The organism is Agrobacterium sp. NPDC090283, assembly GCF_044769685.1.
GTDB lineage: Bacteria > Pseudomonadota > Alphaproteobacteria > Rhizobiales > Rhizobiaceae > Agrobacterium.
The window spans coordinates 349,702-366,541 of sequence record NZ_JBIVYG010000003.1 but is presented as its reverse complement, the minus strand read 5'-3'; the positions used below and the strand labels follow the sequence as shown (position 1 = coordinate 366,541).

Below are 16,840 nucleotides of genomic sequence, written 5' to 3'. Positions count from 1 at the left end.
CCTTGCCGTCATTGTGTCGCGGTGACATTTCGCCGCGAATGTGACATTGCGATTGCATGGGATTCATTCGCAGGATCATGCAGGACAGGAGTTCGGCGGGCGCCATCGCCATGCTGGCGGTTCTGCTTTTCCTTTTGCAGGGTCTCGCCAACGGTCTGACCAGCGGCAATATGGCGATGGCCGCGCTCGCGGCGGATGAAATCATCTGTTCCAGCCATATGCCTGAAGGTGGCTCCGGCAAACAGAACCCGGCCGGCAAGATCGCCGATGACTGCTGCGGCACGCTCTGCCGTCTGGCCTCGGCCACGGTCGCCGCTCTTCCGGTTATTCCCGTTGAACGCGCGGACAGGATCATCCCGGCGGTCGAAGTCGCCTTTCTGAACGTCGAGGCGCTGTTACCGCCATCACCGCCCAACCTGGAATCGCGCCCACGCGCACCTCCCTCCGCTCCGCAGCGCTAGAACACTGTCCGGCCAGCCGGAAAATCAATCTTCTTGCGGAGACATCCATGTCCGTTACGACCTCTTTCGAGGGCGAGCGTGCGCCTGCGCATTCCTCGTCCGCAAATCTTTACCGCGCCGTATGGCGCTGGCATTTCTATGCCGGTCTCCTCGTCCTGCCCTTCATGATATCGCTCGCCATCACCGGGGCGCTTTATCTCTTCCGGGATGAGTTCGATAATCTCATCCATTCGGACCTGAAGCGCGTGGAGGTGGTGCAAAATGCGCCAAAAGCCCTGCCTTCCGAGATCGTGGCCGCAGCGCTTGCGGCGGTTCCCGGCACCGCCGTCAAATATACCACCCCCGCCGATCCGGGTGCATCGACGGAAATCACTGTCAATACGGCGGATGGAAAGCGAGCCGTCTACGTCAACACCTATACCGGAGAAGTGGCCGGTTCCCTGCCGGATCGCGGCACCGTCATGTGGACGATCCGCTATCTCCACAGCCTGAAATATTTCGGCACCTATGCCCGCTATCTGATCGAGATCGCCGCCGGCTGGTCCATTCTTCTCGTCGCCACCGGCATCTATCTCTGGTGGCCACGCAAACAGACCGGCGGTGTCATCTCCGTGCGCGGTACGCCAAAAAAGCGGGTGTTCTGGCGCGATACCCACGCTGTCACCGGCATTTTCGTCGGCTTTTTCATCGTTTTCCTTGCGGTCACCGGCATGCCCTGGTCAGGCGTATGGGGTGCGAAGGTCAATGAATGGGCGAATGGCAGCAACTTCGGATATCCGGCGGGCATCCGCACCGATGTGCCGATGTCAGGCGAACATCTCGATCACGTGGCGAAAACAAGCTGGTCGCTGGAGCAGGCGAAAATCCCGGAATCAACCCATTCCGCCGAAGGCCAGCCAATCGGGATCGATGAGGCGATCGCACGTTTCGACGCGCTTGGCCTTGCCGCCGGTTACGCGGTCGCCCTGCCGGGAAAACCGAGCGGGGTTTATAGCGGCTCTGTCTATCCCGATGATCTGGCGCAACAACGTGTCGTCCATCTCGATCAATATAGCGGGGAGCCGCTGATCGACATGAGCTACGCCGATTACGGCCCGCTCGGGAAGGCGCTGGAATGGGGCATCAACGTGCATCTGGGACAGCAATATGGCCTCGCCAACCAGATCGTGCTTCTGGCGGCCTGTATCGGCATTGTGTTGCTCGCCGTGTCCGCCGGCATCATGTGGTGGAAACGCCGCCCGAAAGGGTCGCTCGGCGTGCCGCCCCTGCCGCAGGAAAAGCGAGTCCTGTACGGCCTGCTCGTCATGCTCGCCATCGGCGGCATCATCTTCCCGCTGGTGGGCGCCAGCCTGCTGGCCATGCTGGCGCTGGATCTGATCGTACAGTCCCGCCAGAAAAGACGCACAATCTGAAAATGAAACAGCCGGGCGAAAATCCCGGCTGTTCCCCTGTCATCGGCAATGCGACGGCAATGGCCCTCAGAACATCGTATTGTTGTTCGCCGCCGTTTCCGGAACCGGCTGGATCACGTCCCAGTGCTCGGTAATCTTGCCGTCGGTGACGCGGAAGATATCGACGATGGCCGTGCCGCGATCGCCATCTTTTTCGGTCGAATGAATGTGCAGATAGACGAGATCGCCATCGGTCGCGCTGCGCACGATACGTGCCTTCGACTGCGGGTTTTCCTTGAAATGGCCGGTGAAATAATCCACGAACGGCTTCTTGCCATCCGGCACCATCGGGTTGTGCTGCTTGTAGCTGTCGACAATGACGGCAGCCCCCTTCTCCACGTCATGCTTGTTGAAGACGGTATCGTAAAACTCGATCACCAGCTTGCGGTTGGCCTCTTCCTGGGCGAGATCGCGCGTTGCGGTTTGCGCCAGAACCGGCGCGGCCATCAGCGCGGGTGCAAGGGCAAGGGTGGCGATGGCAAGACGACGTGTCACGATATTCATGGCTGATACCTCTCAATAACCGACGGTGAAACGCTGGCGGGAATGCTGCGGCTTCTCGATTTCATCGACAAGCGCGATGGCGTAGTCTTCGAAGGAAATGCGGCTGCCCTCATCATTGCTGAGGAGACTATCCTTGCCGATGCGGAATTTGCCCGTTCTTTCACCCGGCACGAATTCGGCGGATGGCGACAGGAAGGTCCAGTCGAGCTGCTTTTCCTGTTTCAGACGGTCCAGAAACTCCGCCCCCTTGGTTGCTTCGGCCTTGTAGGCGGCCGGGAAATCCGGCAGGTCGACCACACGCTGGCCCGGCGCGATTTCAAGACTGCCGGCACCGCCAACCACGAGATAACGCTGAACGCCGGAGGCACGCACGGCCTCGATCAGCGTTACGGGATCGCTGGCGGTGAAATGCACCGAGCTGATCACGGCATCGTGACCTTTGAGCAGTTCCGAAAGCCCTGCCTGATCGAAAACATCGCCCTTCTTCACCACGACATCAGGCAGATTGGCGATCTTTTCAGGATTGCGGGCGATCGCCGTCACCTGATGTCCCCGGTCGGAAAGTTCCTTCAAAATACGGGACCCGGCATTGCCGGAAGCACCGATGAGTGCGATTTTAGCCATGGCTTCTTTCCTCTTGTCACTATCGTTATTGGTCTAGATTGTAGACCTAGAAGAAGAGCTATGGTATCGCAGCCATAGCCGCAAGAAGTCAGCGTCGGCTGATCTGGTCACATGGCGATGACCTGCAGGGGTAAAAAGGGCAAGGGTAATGACATGGCGGATACGCAAACCAAAGAAATTTTTGCCTTTGACCAGCCCTGCCCCATCCGCGACGTACTGGACCGTATCGGCGATCAATGGAGCCTGCTGGTTCTGGAAGCCCTGCAGGGCGGCGTGCTGCGCTTCAACGAGCTGAACCGCAGGATCGACGATATTTCCAAGCAGATGTTATCGCGCACGCTGAAACGGCTGGAGGAGGATGGCTTCATCCGCCGCACGCTTTATGCCGAGGTGCCGCCGCGCGTGGAATATGAACTGACCAATCTCGGCCGCTCGTTTCTGGTGCCGATGCAATTGCTGGTGCAATGGGCCGACGAGAACCACGTCCGCATCTGCAAGGCCCGCCTGCAATATTCCGAAAACGACAATCGCGGCTGACCGGAAACAGGCCGCGTCTAGCCCAACCGGTAAACCTTGCAGACCAGCCCTTCCGGCTGGCGATAGGTCGTAAAGCCCATGGCGTCGTAATAGCTCTGCCCGAGCATGTTGTCCGCGCCGATGCTGGCATCGATATTCTTGAGGCCCCGCGCCTCCGCCGCCCTCCGCGTCGCGGCGAAGAGGGCGGAGCCGACCCCTCTTCGCGCCGCCAGCGGGCTGACATGGGTGCCGATGATGCCCCAGCCTTCCGCCACGCCATAGGGATTGTCCGTCCGCGCATAACGCAGTGACTGAAAGCCCAGAATGCGCCCGTCCTCATCCTCGGCGACCGAGCACTCGATACGGTCGGCGTGCTGGATGTAATTCTCCAGCACCGCCGCAATATCCGTCGGCGCTTTTCGAAGGCCGGCCGAGAATATCTCGTTCTGAACCGCCACCATTCCCGTTGCATCGTCAACTCTTGCAGGGCGTATTTTCATCGATACATCACCTCATATGCGTTGCGATTGGTGCCGGGCCGGCAAAGCGCCGGTCTCTTCCGTTCGTCTTCAGGAGCGGAAAATGAAGGAAGCGCCGAAAGCGATCAGCGCGAAACCGATCACGTGATTGATGGTGATGCTTTCCTTCAGCCAGAAGATCGAAAACAGCGCGAAGACCGCAAGCGTGATGACTTCCTGAATGGTCTTGAGCTGGGCGGTGGAATAGACCTCCGACCCTATGCGGTTCGCGGGAACGGCAAGCATATATTCGAAGAAGGCGATGCCCCAGCTGGCGACGATCGCCAGGAAGAGCGCGCTGCCCTTATGCTTGAGATGGCCATACCAGGCAAAGGTCATGAAAACATTGGAGGCGATAAGCATCAGGACAGGCCAGATATGGGCAGGGCTGATCGAAAACGGCATGATGGGTCCTGGAAAAAAGGGAGGGATGTCATGAATGCGGCAGGAGAAGGCAGTCTGAAGGGAACCCTCATTCCGCCCATATGGATTTTGCTCTAGCGCATCCGCCCGAAAACCGGAATCGATTTTCTGCGGATTTTAACAAAGCTGTCTTCAGCCGCTACGCAACGCATCCGGCCGAATTTTGTTCCGCACGCTTCGTTTCCTTTTTGTACTCATTTTTTCACCGCATCCCCTTCCCTTTATGCGTGACTCCCTCCATATTTCGCGCATGGCCAGATCACCGAAAAACTCCACCTCCTCGCCCTCGGGCTTCGAGGAAGCTCCGCAATCGTCCTTCGAAGGCGCACCGCTCAGCGGCAGCGTCGCTGACTGGGTGAAGCAGCTGGAGGCGGAAGCGGAAGCCTCCTCCGTGGAAACCCAGCGCGAAATCGCCTCGAAAGCGGGCAAGCACCGCAAGAAGATCGAGATCGAAGCGCGCAAGGAAACCGAAAAAGCCGCCTCGAAGACGGCCAAAAACACCACGGCCTCCAAGACCGCGCGCGGCGTTTCCATCGGCGCATCGAGCGATCCGAAAACCCGCGCCGCTGCCGGTCTCAATCCGGTCGCCGGCATGGACGTATCGCTTGAGGATGCCGCCAACCTCGCGCCGGGCGCCGTCACTGCAACGGTGGACGCGCTGTCGAAGCTGATCGAGAGCGGCAACCCGCTGTTCAAGGACGGCAAGCTGTGGACGCCGCACCGCCCGGCCCGCCCGCCGAAATCGGAAGGCGGCGTCGCCATCCGCATGGCCTCGGACTACCAGCCCGCCGGCGACCAGCCTACGGCCATCAACGACCTCGTGGAAGGCATCAATTCCGGCGAACGCAGCCAGGTGCTGCTCGGCGTCACCGGCTCGGGCAAGACCTTCACCATGGCCAAGGTGATCGAGGCGACACAGCGCCCGGCTGTCATCCTCGCCCCCAACAAGACGCTCGCCGCGCAACTCTATTCCGAGTTCAAGAACTTCTTCCCCGACAATGCGGTGGAATATTTCGTCTCCTACTACGATTATTACCAGCCGGAAGCCTATGTGCCGCGCTCCGACACCTTCATCGAGAAGGAATCCTCGATCAACGAACAGATCGACCGGATGCGCCACTCCGCCACCCGCTCACTGCTGGAGCGTGACGACTGCATCATCGTCGCTTCGGTCTCCTGCATCTATGGTATCGGTTCGGTGGAAACCTATACCGCCATGACGTTCCAGATGCAGGTTGGCGACCGGCTGGATCAGCGCCAGCTTCTGGCCGACCTGGTGGCCCAGCAATACAAACGCCGCGACATGGATTTCCAGCGCGGTTCGTTCCGCGTGCGCGGCGATACCATCGAAATCTTCCCCGCCCACCTTGAGGATGCCGCCTGGCGTATCTCGATGTTCGGCGACGAGATCGATTCCATCACCGAATTCGACCCGCTGACCGGCCAGAAGACCGGTGACCTGCAATCGGTCAAGATTTACGCCAATTCGCACTATGTCACGCCGCGCCCGACGCTGAATGGCGCGATCAAGTCGATCAAGGAAGAGCTGAAGGGCCGCCTCGCCGAGCTGGAAAAGGCCGGACGCCTGCTGGAAGCCCAGCGGCTGGAACAGCGCACCCGCTACGATGTGGAAATGCTGGAAGCGACCGGCTCCTGCGCCGGCATCGAAAACTATTCGCGTTACCTCACCGGCCGCAACCCCGGTGAGCCGCCGCCGACTTTGTTCGAATATATCCCCGACAACGCGCTGCTGTTCATCGACGAAAGCCACGTCTCCGTCAGCCAGATCGGCGGCATGTATCGCGGCGACTTCAGGCGCAAGGCGACGCTGGCCGAATACGGTTTCCGCCTGCCCTCCTGCATGGACAACCGGCCGCTGCGCTTCGAGGAATGGGACGCGATGCGCCCGCTCACCGTCGCGGTTTCGGCCACCCCCGGCTCATGGGAAATGGAGCAATCGGGCGGCGTCTTCGCCGAACAGGTCATCCGCCCGACCGGCCTCATCGATCCGCCAGTGGAAGTGCGTTCCGCCCGCAGCCAGGTGGACGATGTTCTCGGTGAAATCCGCGAGACCGCCGCCAAGGGTTATCGCACGCTCTGCACCGTGCTGACCAAACGCATGGCCGAAGACCTCACCGAATATCTGCATGAACAGGGCGTCCGCGTCCGTTACATGCACTCGGATATCGACACGCTGGAGCGCATCGAGATCATCCGCGATCTGCGCCTCGGCGCTTTCGACGTGCTTGTCGGTATCAACCTTTTGCGCGAAGGTCTCGACATTCCCGAATGCGGTTTCGTGGCCATCCTCGATGCCGACAAGGAAGGCTTCCTGCGCTCGGAAACTTCGCTGATCCAGACCATCGGTCGCGCCGCGCGTAACGTCGACGGCAAGGTCATCCTTTATGCCGACAATATCACCGGTTCGATGAAGCGGGCGATGGAGGAAACCTCCCGCCGCCGCGAGAAGCAGATGGCCTATAATGCCGAACACGGCATCACGCCGGAATCGGTCAAGGCGAAGATCTCCGACATTCTTGATTCTGTTTATGAGCGCGACCACGTAAGGGCCGATATTTCAGGCGTTTCCGGCAAGGGCTTCGCCGATGGCGGCCACCTCGTCGGCAACAATCTGCAGGCCCATCTCAACGCGCTGGAAAAATCCATGCGCGACGCCGCCGCCGATCTCGACTTCGAAAAGGCCGCCCGCCTGCGCGACGAGATCAAGCGCCTCAAGGCCGCCGAACTGGCGACCATGGACGACCCGATGGCCAAGGAAGAGGCGCGCGCGGTCGAAGGCGGCGGAAAAAACAACAGACGCCGCCACGAGTCGATCTCCCCCCTTGAGGGGGAGATGTCCGGCAGGACAGAGGGGGGTGAGCCACACCCGGCAACCTCCAGCTCCCTCTTCGCCAAACCCTCTCTGGACGAAATGGGCCCCGGCTCGGACGCCGGAAAGCCGCTGTTCCGCAGGAACACGCTGGACGAAATGACGGTGGGAAGAACCGAGAAGCCCGTGCGCGGCGCGGTGCCCGACAAGCCCGAAACCGAATCCGGCAAACGGTTCTCACCGCTGCTGGAAGGCCAGCCCGAGCGTGCCACGGACGATCCGAGACCTCTGGTGCGCGGCAAGATCGGTGCGGGCTCCTACGAGGATGCCGGCGAGCAGAAACGCAAAAGCCGGACGAAGGGCAAGACGGGCCGGCCGGGGCGGTAGTACCCGACCTGCAGGGCCCTGTCGTGACTATGCCGCAACATTATGGGTTCCGGAACGCGCAGGCCCTGCAAACGTTGATCGTTTAAGGCCGTGATGACAGGAGACCCATATGTATAAAAAACGCCTTGTGGCCTTCTGCCTGCTCATGTCCTCCGGTACTGCCCTCGCCGGAAAGATCGAAGACGCCACATTCAAGAGTGCGGCTCTGAACGCGCCACTTCCCGTCAATGTCTACCGCCCGGATGGCACCCCGCCGGACAATGGCTGGCCGGTTCTTTACCTATTGCATGGTCACGATGGCGACCAGAACAGCTGGCGCGACCTCGGCAATATCGAAAAGACGCTCGATACGCTCATCGAGGCCGGCACCATCCGTCCGCTTGTTGTCGTCATGCCCGGCGTCAAGAACAGTTGGTATGTGGACTCCGCCGCCGTGGGAGGCCCTGGCGATTATGAAACGGCACTGACCGGCGATCTGCGCCACCACATCGAAAAAACCCTGCCGGTGCGTAAGGATCGCGAAGGCCGCGCCATAGCCGGCCTTTCCATGGGCGGTTTTGGCGCCCTGCACCTCGCCTATGGCCATGAGGACCTCTATGGCGCGGTCGCCAGCCTGTCGGGCGCCATCTGGCAAAACGTTCCCGCTTCCGATCTCGACAAGACACCCGCCGAACTCAAGCTTATTCAGGACAGCGCCTTTTTTCATCGCGTCGACCGTGCCACCGTCACCAGCGGCATCGTGCTGCCCTCGACCGGCGATCATTTCTCCGGCGCCTTCGGCACGCCCTTTGATGCCCGGCTGTTTAACGAAAAGAACGTCTTCACCCTCGTCGCCCAGCACGTCGCCGAAAGCGAGGACCTGCCCGCCACCTATCTGACCGTGGGCGACGATGACGGCTTCTTCCTCTGGCGCGGCGCCATCGCCCTGCACGAGACGCTGCAGGCCGACAAGCGCAAATCCGAATTGCGGGTGACGGACGGCGATCACGTCTGGTCTGTGTGGAAGGTCTCGATCATCGATGCGCTGAAATTCATCGATGGGGAATGGGATAAAACCGAATAGATTTACAATGTTCTTGAAAAAACACCGGTATCAAATATTTATGAATATAAATTTTAGCAATCAAACTTCGAGATCGGATGAGCGGCAGATATGGACCTCGATAACTGGTTAAGTGACGCCATTCCAAAACATAGCAGACTAACAGATTCTGTCGTAGCTATTACCAAAAACCTTCTAGAAGATAATGGCATTGAATTTCTATCCGTCACGGGAAGAACGAAAACTATCGAAAGCGTAAAAGAGAAAATAAAAAGAAAAAACTACAAGAGACCATCCGTAGATATGACAGACATATCGGGAGTTAGGATAATTCTCTTTGTCGAGTCGGATATAATAAAAGTTTCTTCAATTGTTTCCTCCTCATTTGAGGTAGACTTGAAGAATAGCAGCAACAAAGACAGAGCATTGCTATCAAATCAGGTTGGCTATCGCTCTGTGCATTATGTCTGTGATTTGGGCAATGAGCGCGCAAAATTACCGGAGTTTCGCGGCTTAGACGGATTAAAATTCGAGTTCCAAATCAGGACTGTATTGCAACACGCTTGGGCAGAACTAGCACATGATCGATCATATAAATTTCGCGGAAATCTTCCCGATGAACTGCAGCGCAGCCTCTACTTGCATGCGGGTCTTCTTGAGATTGCAGACAAAGGCTTCAGTGAAATAGCTCAAGGTATTGATATCTATGCGGCTGAACTTAACAAGAGCTATCAGGACGGCAATTTAGATTTTCCAATCGACTCTATTAGTCTCACAGAATTTATTGAAAACTGGTCCAAGAACCATAAATTCACCTTAGACGATGCTTATATGCACTCAGAATTAAATGAGCTAATCCGTGAATTAAATGGATTTGAAATTAATACCGTCAGTCAACTTGAGGAACTAATTCCTGAAAATTACTCAGAAATTGCCGACCAATTGGGAATAGAGACCAATATATACGGACTTGTTCGCGACTGGATGATAATTCGCGACGTCGATAAAATTATGAATCTGGGCGTGAAGTGGGTTTTGGACGATCCTACTCTCGATCCCAAAACATTCGAATGTTACGAAAGGCTATCATCGCCAGAGAACTATAAGAGAATATTGTCCCACGCTAGTGACAACGAAGACATTTACGAAATGGAGGACGATGACCTAGGCTAATCAGCGATATCATCAAATACGTCCTCCCATGCGGAACCAAATCCACCCTTCCCCGTTTCCTCCCCGAACGCAACGTTCAGCATACAAAGGGAAGAAACATCATGAAAATCAATGTCATCGCTCTCGCTGCCGCAGCAGCGCTCTCCTCTTCCGTGGCTTTTGCCCAGACCGCAACCACGGCCCCTGCTGTCGGCGCGGACGCCACTCTCTCCGGTCCCGGCATCACCATGGGCACCAAGGCCACGGCCCCGCTGAAGTTCGTCAATGTCCAGAAGACCGACCTCACCGCCTCCCAGCTCGACGGCATGGACATCTACAACGCCCAGAATGAAAACATCGGCGAGATCGAGGATGTGGTTATCGGCGACGGCAAGTCGGTGATCGGTCTCGTCGCCAGCGTCGGCGGCTTCCTCGGCATCGACAAGAGCTACGTCGTGCTCGACCCGGCGTCCGTCGCGGTTCACAACGACAACGGCACCTGGAAGGCCTATGTCGACACCACCAAGGAAGCGCTGCAGAACGCACCGAAACTCGATTACGACAAGCTGGACGACTGATTACCCCTGCAGTTGGACACTTGTCTCCCCCGCGCCGAGGCGCGGGGGTTTGCATATGCATGATTTGATACGGCAGCCGGCAATCCTCGCCCTCAGACCCTTGCCTGACCGCCTGCCCCTCGCCTATCTTCGGCGCGCAAACCAGCAAGGATCGATGCGTGCCTGCCCATAGTCTCTTTTCCCTCACCCTCAGCGCCGCCGTTCTAATGGGCGCCCTTCCGCTGTCGGCGCAGTCGGCCGGCTGGAAACCCGCCGAGCAGATCAAAACCTATGCGATCAGCGGCAATACCGGCGGCGCGCTTTACCAGTCGATCGGCGAACGTGGCCCGACGGCCGGTGTGCAGGCCATTGCCCACACCACCTTCAAGCTGACATGGCGGCGGGATTATCGTCCGCAACCGGATGGCGCCTGCGTTCTGGCCACCGCAAGGCCCAATCTCACCATCATCTATACCTGGCCGAAAGCCCCGGCCAGCCTGCCGCCTGCCGTCGCCGCCAGCTGGAAGACCTTCATTTCCGGCGTGGAGACCCATGAGCGCGTCCATGGCGAGCATATTCTCGACATGGTGCAGAAGATCGAAGCCTTCAGCACGGGATTGAGGGCAGAAAACGATCCCAAATGCCAGAAAGTGCGCGCCGTTCTGCAGCAGCGTCTCGGCGAACTTTCCAACGAGCAGCGCCAGCGCGGCCGCGACTTCGACCGCGACGAGCTTTCCCCCGGCGGGCGGGTGCACCAGCTCATTCTCGCGCTGGTAAACGGCCCCTGAGTAGCGGCTATTCCGCCGCTTCGCCTTTCAGCAGAGGTTCGGCGAGCGTAACGCTCTCGAGTTCGTAGGAATAACCCTCCAGCATCGTATAGGCCTGCTCGATTGCCTCGATCTGTGCTTCCGCATTGCGGATGGCTTCGGCAATGGACTGGCTGCGGGCGCGCAGCATGGAACTCAGCACATCGGTCTCCGGCTTGCGGCCGAGACGATCCATATGTTTGCGGACCCGGGTGCGGTGCCGCTCCAGTTCCAGAATGTGGAAACGGCTTTTCAGAATATCGTCGGTCAGCTTGCGCCGCATCGCTGCCACCGGATCGAAACTGCCGGGTTCGCGCTCATCGAGAATGAACTCATTGACCAGCGTTTCCAGCATCAGCAGGCCCTTGAGATCCTTGGCATCGGCAAGCTGCGGATCGTAACCCGTGTCGTCGAACACCTTGCGGCGCACCGGATCCTTCAGAAGCTCGTAAGCCGTTTGCAGGCGCGCGAATTGCTCGGCATCGCCGCCGCTGTCGGGATGGGCGGCCTTGGCCACCTTGCGGTAGGCCGACTTGATCGCCGCCTCGTCGGCATCGCGCTCCACGCCAAGCAAAACATAGGGATCAATCACAAAAACACCTTCAAACGCAAACTGTTACCCGCATGCCCAACACCGCTCCCCTCGGGCCGGCGAACGGATCATAGGCCAATTCCGCCCGGCGCGGCACCCCGCCCCGGCGGTTAAACCGGCAAAGCCCGCACAAAGCCTCGTGGCGCACCGCATCGCAACCGGCGGAAAAGCCCTTGATGCCGAAATTTGTCGGACCCAAGGCGACTATAATGACAGGCAGGACAAAATTGTGGAAAGCCTCGTCAAAACATGCCGCACGGCGCTGCGCGGCACCTGCCGCAACCGGCCGGAAAACATCACGGACAGAAGCGTAACCGGCACGTTTTCAGGGGGTTATGGTGGAATGGCGCCAACGGGTGTAAGCTTGGCTTTTGGATCAGAAGGGAGGACGATCCGATGCCGCAAACGATTACCCAGACCGTCACGGACTATGTCCATGCCATGGCCTATGCGGATGAGAGCCTGATGCGCGACGTTTTCGACCCGCGCGCCAGCATCGTCGGAACCTTCGAAGGCGAGATCGAGTGGCTTTCCCTGGAGGATTTTGTCGATCAGATGCGCAAAAGCGAACGTGGCCTCCCCGATCACGATCCCGCTTTTGAAATCATGGGCATCGACAAGGAGGGCGACAGCGCCTCGGTGAAGCTGACGACCCGTTTCGACGGCATGGATTTTTACGAATATCTGTCCCTGCTGGAACGCGACGGCAACTGGTCGATCGTGCACAAGCTTTATCACATAAAGCCATAGGCATCATCGAAACCGCCATCCCGCATTATCCGCTTCCGCGTTCCGCTCGCAGCCCCTGCCCGCGATCCGGTTACTTTGCCACTGAAAGAACTAGAACAGGTCGCTGTAGATCGCCGTTATCCAGAGCGCGTTAAGGAAGAGCCAGATAACACCGAGCCACATGATTTTGCGGCTGCTATCGGTTCTCATCGCCACGACAGCAATAACCAGACCGCCGACTATCCTTACCAGATACCATGGACCGAGCTGTTCGAAATGTTCCTTCCCCTTGATGTAGGTGTCCAGCAGATCGAAGACGAACGAGGTGGCAAACAGGGCAAAGAACGCATGTCGCCTGCGCACGAAAAAACTTTCCCGTTCGGACAACTCCTGAATGTGATCGGGATAAAGCAGCGTCGACATCAAAAAAAAGAGCGACGTGTAGACCAGAACGAAGATGTAAATCCAGAAATTCCAGTTATGGATGAGCCGTAGGGCAAACTCCCACCACCAGAAATGGACCGCTCCCAGAAGCAGGACAAGCGACCAGACGATCTGCGCGTGCATGCGATCGGTTTTTTGCGGCTCCTGCAGCCTTCTGGAAAGGCCGGACAACACGCGGGTAATAGCAAGGCCGAGGATGAGGCTTACCAATATCCGCAAATGACCATATGCATCCATTGAAAGCGCCCGCTATTGTTCAACTTGTCCGCTGAACAATATGCTTAAACCCGAGGGCTTTACAACTCTGGCGGATGCCGCGCCCTTCTCGATCCCGCCTTAATAGTGGGCGAGATCACCTTCCCGATAGGCAAGCCTCCCAGCTGTCAGGCCGGAACCGGGAACTCCGATCTGGCCAGAGCTCAGCCATCAGCGGTGGCGGACACGAAGCATCGCCCGTCATCCGGTGCATTCAACCAAACAGATTTTTGATTAAGCGATTGATTTTACTGGTGCCCCCGGCAGGGTTCGAACCCGCGACCCCCTGATTACAAATCAGGTGCTCTACCAACTGAGCTACAAGGGCAAGCCAGTGCCTTGCCAACTATCAGATTCTGACTTGGTGTAAAGCAAAAACTGTCTGCGGGCCGTCAGCCGGCTTCTTTTCCACACCGTGCCCGTCCGCTCGTCCGCATGGCCACTATTAAAGCAGAAGGCCCACAAAATAAGCGAAGTATTTACGCGGCGAAGCTAAAATGGCCATGAACCATAACCATTCCAGCGAGAATAACGCATCAGATGCGCGCAAGCATACAGAAAATCCAGCTGACCGGCACAATCATCATCGCCGTAAGCTCCCTCCTGCTGGCCACTCTTGCCGCGCTGCCCAGCGTCTCCAACTATCTGCGCTACCGCACGAACGCGCAGCAGCTTGGCCGCTTTGAAACCGCACTCCAGTCCGCCTGGCTGGTCTCGGCCGAGCGCGGTCCTGCCAACAATCTGATGGCGGCGTCTTCCGCGGACGCAAGGCTGGTCGAAGCCCTCGCCGCAGCGCGCAGGGCGACGGACGACAAGCTGTCCCAGGTCGAAACCTCATTCGCGGAGGAAATCAAAACGCAGCCCGGGTTGGAGAAATCGCTTGCCGAAACCCGCCTGAAGCTCGCGCAATCGCGACAGGCGGTGGACGAGGTTGCGGCCCTTTCACCTGACGCGCGCAGCTACAGCGCCATGGCCAACGCCATACAATCGATGTTCAAGGCGGCGGACAGCGTCAACCTGCTTCGGGGCAAGGCCGCACGTGCCATCATAACGAAGACGCCGGATGTGGCGATCGACATCGCCATGACCGGCACCGCCGGCGTGATGCGCGACAGGATCGGCCGCCTCGGCTCCTATGTGATCATGAGCATGCAGGCAAACAGGCAGGATAGACTAAGCTATCGCGCAAAGTTCGACACCGAAATGCAAAGCCTGCTGCTGGTGAAATCTTCATTGTGGAACTATACCGCCGCCTATCTGTCTACCCCGCGTCTGGACGCCGCATTTCGCGAGTTTGAAGCCTATTATTTCGGCCAGGCGCTTCGCTATGCGCAAAATACGATTGCCATCGTCGTGCCGTCCGCACGCCCGAGCGCGCGTGAGTTTTCCGAAAGCTACATTCAAGGCATGCGGTCATCAGACAAGCTGCGCGACCTCATTCTCGCCGAAACCCGGGCGAGAATCGAAAGAAACCAGCAGGAGGCGCTCATTTATGGCGGTGCGTCTCTCTTGATCGCTTTCATTGCCGTTTTGGTCTTGCTGCGCCTGACATCCGTCTACAAGACGGCGCTGTTCCAGCCCATGCAATCTGTCCGGACACAGATCGCCGCGATAGCTGCGGGCGATCTTTCCGAAGCAGACCATAAGGACGGCGTGGCTCCGGAAGTGAAGAAGATGTTCCAGGAACTTGATTTCCTGCGCGAGCAACTCCGCCAGAAAGGAGAAATGGAAGACCAGCAGCGCGCGCTGGCCGAGCAGCTGCGCACGCTCTCCGAAACCGACGCCTTGACCGGCGTCTTCAATCGCCGTGCCCTGGAAAAGGCCGTCCGTGCCATTCTGAGCGGCAGCGAACAATGTCAGGCGCTTGGCGTGATGATTGTCGATATCGACCACTTCAAGTCGATCAACGACCGATACGGCCACGCCATGGGCGACCTTGCTCTGCAGAAGACAGCGAGCCTTTTGAAAGGCGCATTGCGCAAAGAGGACATTCTTGCCCGATATGGCGGCGAGGAATTCGTCGTCGTGCTGCAGGATGTCAGCCACGCCACGGCAACGGCCACCGCCGACCGCCTTCGCCGCCTGATCGAAGCCCAGACCATCGATGAACACAGCGGCCTGTCACTGACGGCAAGTTTCGGCGTCGTCTGGCAGGAAGCGCGCGCAATCAACAGCTGGGACGAGTTGATCGCCATCGCCGACGACCGGCTCTACGAGGCCAAGCGCGCCGGCCGCAACCGGGTCTGGGCAACCTATTTTCCCAAGGTCGCGAACGGCTGAGTGACATCGCCGGCTCCGGACTTTGCCTTGCCTAGATCAAATCCAGCGTCATCACCACGGGGCAATGATCGGAAGCCTTCGGGCGATCCCAACCGGTGCGGGGATAACGTTCAACCGCCTGCCCCGGCGGGAAAACCGTGCGGAAAGGTTGTCCATTGCGAATGATTTCAGGCACATGCGTGGCGTTCGTTTCCGCCAGACGCGGTGACAGCCAGATATAGTCGAGCTGGCACAGATGCTGTTCCTGCGGCCCGCGGGAGTGATAAAGCGTCCAGCGATCCATGACGTCGCGGCGCATCATCGGATTGACCACGAAACCATCGGCCGTGAAGATATCGAGCGCACTGCGCTCCTCCTCAAGGGGGGCGAAGCTATAACCGCTGCGCCTGTCGCCGGAAATTGCCACGCGCTCCTGATAATCGTTCAAATCACCGCAGATCGCGAAATTCTTGTTGCGGGTATTGCCGACACCCCAGCGGTTTTCGATGATGCGGCGCACGGCCATGGCCTCCGCCTCGCGGATCGGCATGGTGGCGATGCGTGCATCCACCGCATCGCGGGCATTGGTCATGGATTTGAAATGCGTGACATAAAGCGTCAGTGGTTTACCGCCGATCCGGAGGTCGATTTCCAGGCAATCCCGTTTGAAAATCTTGTCGTCGATCTGGTTTGTCGCGGCGAGTGCGGGATTGAAGAGATCGAGATTGCGATAGGTCAGCGCCGCATGGCTCTTGATGTCGACCACCTCGATCTTGTCGCCGTCGCGCGTCTCCTCGCGCATGACGACGGCAACATCGATGCCGCGGCTGTCATTGCCCTCGACCAGATATTTCTGCAGATAGCCATTGCCGACCATGCGGTAGAGATAGCCATATTCGAAGGCCTGCAGCGCGGCCATGTTGTCGACTTCCTGCAGGCAGAGAATATCGGCGTCGGCATCGGCAATGGCGAGTGCCGAAAGCTGGCGGGTATCGTCGGTGGAAGATACCATCCGCGCGCTTTCCAGCGCCTGATAGGTTGCCTCGTCCCTGATATCGAAAAGCTGGATCGCCCTGTCGCGCCGCGTCTGGTTGCGAAAGCCGGTGAAATCGAAACGGGTGAGGAGATTTTCGATATTGAAGGTGGCGAGCCGAAGCGACATGAATCAATCCTATTGCTGCTGCGAAAGCTTAGCCGCTCCCGTTCGACCTCGCCAGTGGCTTGGGGCATGCCGCGGCTGGACCAGACTAGCCGAAGCGCGACGCCGGTTTTGGTGAGCCGCGTGCCGAT

At 58.5% G+C, this 16,840-nt stretch carries 17 protein-coding genes and 1 tRNA gene; 10 read left to right on the top strand and 8 right to left on the bottom strand.

Translation table 11 applies throughout. The annotated features are described in order from the left end of the window. Positions 1 to 56: 56 nt before the first annotated feature. On the top strand, positions 57 to 461 hold the full coding sequence (locus tag ACIQUH_RS07240; protein WP_400813400.1) for a DUF2946 family protein: 405 nt from the start codon (positions 57 to 59) through the stop codon (positions 459 to 461). Between the two features lie 47 nt (positions 462 to 508). Then, a complete protein-coding gene (locus ACIQUH_RS07235; RefSeq protein ID WP_400813399.1) occupies positions 509 to 1,873 on the top strand; it encodes a PepSY-associated TM helix domain-containing protein in 1,365 nt (454 codons plus the stop codon). A 66-nt stretch (positions 1,874 to 1,939) separates the two neighbouring features. On the opposite strand, the gene ACIQUH_RS07230 is transcribed toward ACIQUH_RS07235, so the two are convergent. Then, complete coding sequence (locus ACIQUH_RS07230) at positions 1,940 to 2,416, bottom strand: nuclear transport factor 2 family protein (protein ID WP_400813398.1); 477 nt, start codon at positions 2,414 to 2,416, stop codon at positions 1,940 to 1,942. Positions 2,417 to 2,428: 12 nt separating this feature from the next. Further along, positions 2,429 to 3,040, bottom strand: a complete 612-nt coding sequence (locus ACIQUH_RS07225; protein ID WP_400813397.1) for an NAD(P)-dependent oxidoreductase — start codon at positions 3,038 to 3,040, stop codon at positions 2,429 to 2,431. A 153-nt stretch (positions 3,041 to 3,193) separates the two neighbouring features. Here ACIQUH_RS07225 and ACIQUH_RS07220 point away from each other — a divergent pair, with 153 nt between their 5' ends. Further along, entirely contained in the window at positions 3,194 to 3,577 is a 384-nt protein-coding gene (locus tag ACIQUH_RS07220; protein ID WP_400813396.1) for a winged helix-turn-helix transcriptional regulator, read from the top strand. 17 nt (positions 3,578 to 3,594) lie between these two features. Here ACIQUH_RS07220 and ACIQUH_RS07215 read toward each other — a convergent pair whose 3' ends face one another. Together ACIQUH_RS07215 and ACIQUH_RS07210 are read right to left on the bottom strand one after the other, a co-directional pair. Further along, positions 3,595 to 4,017 (bottom strand): GNAT family N-acetyltransferase, encoded by a 423-nt coding sequence (locus ACIQUH_RS07215; protein WP_400813459.1) that lies wholly within the window; start codon positions 4,015 to 4,017, stop codon positions 3,595 to 3,597. Between the two features lie 108 nt (positions 4,018 to 4,125). After that, the gene (locus ACIQUH_RS07210; RefSeq protein WP_035223996.1) at positions 4,126 to 4,479 is read right to left on the bottom strand and encodes a DMT family protein; all 354 of its coding nucleotides are present in this window, start codon (positions 4,477 to 4,479) and stop codon (positions 4,126 to 4,128) included. Positions 4,480 to 4,747: 268 nt separating this feature from the next. Between ACIQUH_RS07210 and uvrB the strand changes: the two genes are divergently transcribed. From uvrB to ACIQUH_RS07185, 5 genes are all read left to right on the top strand, one after another. Next, a complete protein-coding gene (gene uvrB / locus ACIQUH_RS07205) occupies positions 4,748 to 7,714 on the top strand; it encodes an excinuclease ABC subunit UvrB (RefSeq protein ID WP_400813395.1) in 2,967 nt (988 codons plus the stop codon). A 109-nt stretch (positions 7,715 to 7,823) separates the two neighbouring features. Continuing rightward, positions 7,824 to 8,777: an alpha/beta hydrolase gene (locus tag ACIQUH_RS07200; protein ID WP_400813393.1), complete on the top strand. Its 954-nt coding sequence runs from the start codon at positions 7,824 to 7,826 to the stop codon at positions 8,775 to 8,777. Positions 8,778 to 8,867: 90 nt separating this feature from the next. Then, complete coding sequence (locus ACIQUH_RS07195; RefSeq protein WP_400813392.1) at positions 8,868 to 9,929, top strand: GTP pyrophosphokinase family protein; 1,062 nt, start codon at positions 8,868 to 8,870, stop codon at positions 9,927 to 9,929. A 101-nt stretch (positions 9,930 to 10,030) separates the two neighbouring features. Beyond that, the gene (locus tag ACIQUH_RS07190) at positions 10,031 to 10,486 is read left to right on the top strand and encodes a PRC-barrel domain-containing protein (protein ID WP_400813391.1); all 456 of its coding nucleotides are present in this window, start codon (positions 10,031 to 10,033) and stop codon (positions 10,484 to 10,486) included. 158 nt (positions 10,487 to 10,644) lie between these two features. Beyond that, on the top strand, positions 10,645 to 11,253 hold the full coding sequence (locus tag ACIQUH_RS07185; RefSeq protein ID WP_400813390.1) for a DUF922 domain-containing Zn-dependent protease: 609 nt from the start codon (positions 10,645 to 10,647) through the stop codon (positions 11,251 to 11,253). A 7-nt stretch (positions 11,254 to 11,260) separates the two neighbouring features. Here the strand turns inward: ACIQUH_RS07185 and ACIQUH_RS07180 are convergent, their stop codons facing one another. Further along, positions 11,261 to 11,863 carry a J domain-containing protein gene (locus ACIQUH_RS07180; RefSeq protein ID WP_003522436.1) on the bottom strand — a complete coding sequence of 201 codons (603 nt, stop codon included), beginning with the start codon at positions 11,861 to 11,863 and terminating at the stop codon, positions 11,261 to 11,263. 396 nt (positions 11,864 to 12,259) lie between these two features. Between ACIQUH_RS07180 and ACIQUH_RS07175 the strand changes: the two genes are divergently transcribed. After that, on the top strand, positions 12,260 to 12,613 hold the full coding sequence (locus tag ACIQUH_RS07175; RefSeq protein ID WP_003522435.1) for a nuclear transport factor 2 family protein: 354 nt from the start codon (positions 12,260 to 12,262) through the stop codon (positions 12,611 to 12,613). Between the two features lie 90 nt (positions 12,614 to 12,703). Here the strand turns inward: ACIQUH_RS07175 and ACIQUH_RS07170 are convergent, their stop codons facing one another. Both ACIQUH_RS07170 and ACIQUH_RS07165 read right to left on the bottom strand, forming a co-directional pair. Continuing rightward, positions 12,704 to 13,273, bottom strand: coding sequence for a hypothetical protein (locus tag ACIQUH_RS07170; RefSeq protein ID WP_400813389.1), 570 nt, complete (start codon positions 13,271 to 13,273; stop codon positions 12,704 to 12,706). Positions 13,274 to 13,543: 270 nt separating this feature from the next. Next, a tRNA-Thr gene (locus tag ACIQUH_RS07165) sits at positions 13,544 to 13,619 on the bottom strand. A gap of 212 nt (positions 13,620 to 13,831) precedes the next feature. Between ACIQUH_RS07165 and ACIQUH_RS07160 the strand changes: the two genes are divergently transcribed. After that, positions 13,832 to 15,571, top strand: a complete 1,740-nt coding sequence (locus ACIQUH_RS07160) for a GGDEF domain-containing protein (protein ID WP_400813387.1) — start codon at positions 13,832 to 13,834, stop codon at positions 15,569 to 15,571. 31 nt (positions 15,572 to 15,602) lie between these two features. On the opposite strand, the gene ACIQUH_RS07155 is transcribed toward ACIQUH_RS07160, so the two are convergent. Then, positions 15,603 to 16,712: an endonuclease/exonuclease/phosphatase family protein gene (locus ACIQUH_RS07155; protein WP_400813386.1), complete on the bottom strand. Its 1,110-nt coding sequence runs from the start codon at positions 16,710 to 16,712 to the stop codon at positions 15,603 to 15,605. Between the last annotated feature and the right edge of the window lie 128 nt (positions 16,713 to 16,840).

Coding starts and splice junctions, on each gene's coding strand:
- ACIQUH_RS07240 (WP_400813400.1), top strand. CDS start 57: ATGGGATTCATTCGCAGGATCATGCAGGACAGGAGTTCGGCGGGCGCC.
- ACIQUH_RS07235 (WP_400813399.1), top strand. CDS start 509: ATGTCCGTTACGACCTCTTTCGAGGGCGAGCGTGCGCCTGCGCATTCC.
- ACIQUH_RS07230 (WP_400813398.1), bottom strand. CDS start 2,416: ATGAATATCGTGACACGTCGTCTTGCCATCGCCACCCTTGCCCTTGCA.
- ACIQUH_RS07225 (WP_400813397.1), bottom strand. CDS start 3,040: ATGGCTAAAATCGCACTCATCGGTGCTTCCGGCAATGCCGGGTCCCGT.
- ACIQUH_RS07220 (WP_400813396.1), top strand. CDS start 3,194: ATGGCGGATACGCAAACCAAAGAAATTTTTGCCTTTGACCAGCCCTGC.
- ACIQUH_RS07215 (WP_400813459.1), bottom strand. CDS start 4,017: ATGGTGGCGGTTCAGAACGAGATATTCTCGGCCGGCCTTCGAAAAGCG.
- ACIQUH_RS07210 (WP_035223996.1), bottom strand. CDS start 4,479: ATGCCGTTTTCGATCAGCCCTGCCCATATCTGGCCTGTCCTGATGCTT.
- uvrB (WP_400813395.1), top strand. CDS start 4,748: ATGGCCAGATCACCGAAAAACTCCACCTCCTCGCCCTCGGGCTTCGAG.
- ACIQUH_RS07200 (WP_400813393.1), top strand. CDS start 7,824: ATGTATAAAAAACGCCTTGTGGCCTTCTGCCTGCTCATGTCCTCCGGT.
- ACIQUH_RS07195 (WP_400813392.1), top strand. CDS start 8,868: ATGGACCTCGATAACTGGTTAAGTGACGCCATTCCAAAACATAGCAGA.
- ACIQUH_RS07190 (WP_400813391.1), top strand. CDS start 10,031: ATGAAAATCAATGTCATCGCTCTCGCTGCCGCAGCAGCGCTCTCCTCT.
- ACIQUH_RS07175 (WP_003522435.1), top strand. CDS start 12,260: ATGCCGCAAACGATTACCCAGACCGTCACGGACTATGTCCATGCCATG.
- ACIQUH_RS07170 (WP_400813389.1), bottom strand. CDS start 13,273: ATGGATGCATATGGTCATTTGCGGATATTGGTAAGCCTCATCCTCGGC.
- ACIQUH_RS07160 (WP_400813387.1), top strand. CDS start 13,832: ATGCGCGCAAGCATACAGAAAATCCAGCTGACCGGCACAATCATCATC.
- ACIQUH_RS07155 (WP_400813386.1), bottom strand. CDS start 16,712: ATGTCGCTTCGGCTCGCCACCTTCAATATCGAAAATCTCCTCACCCGT.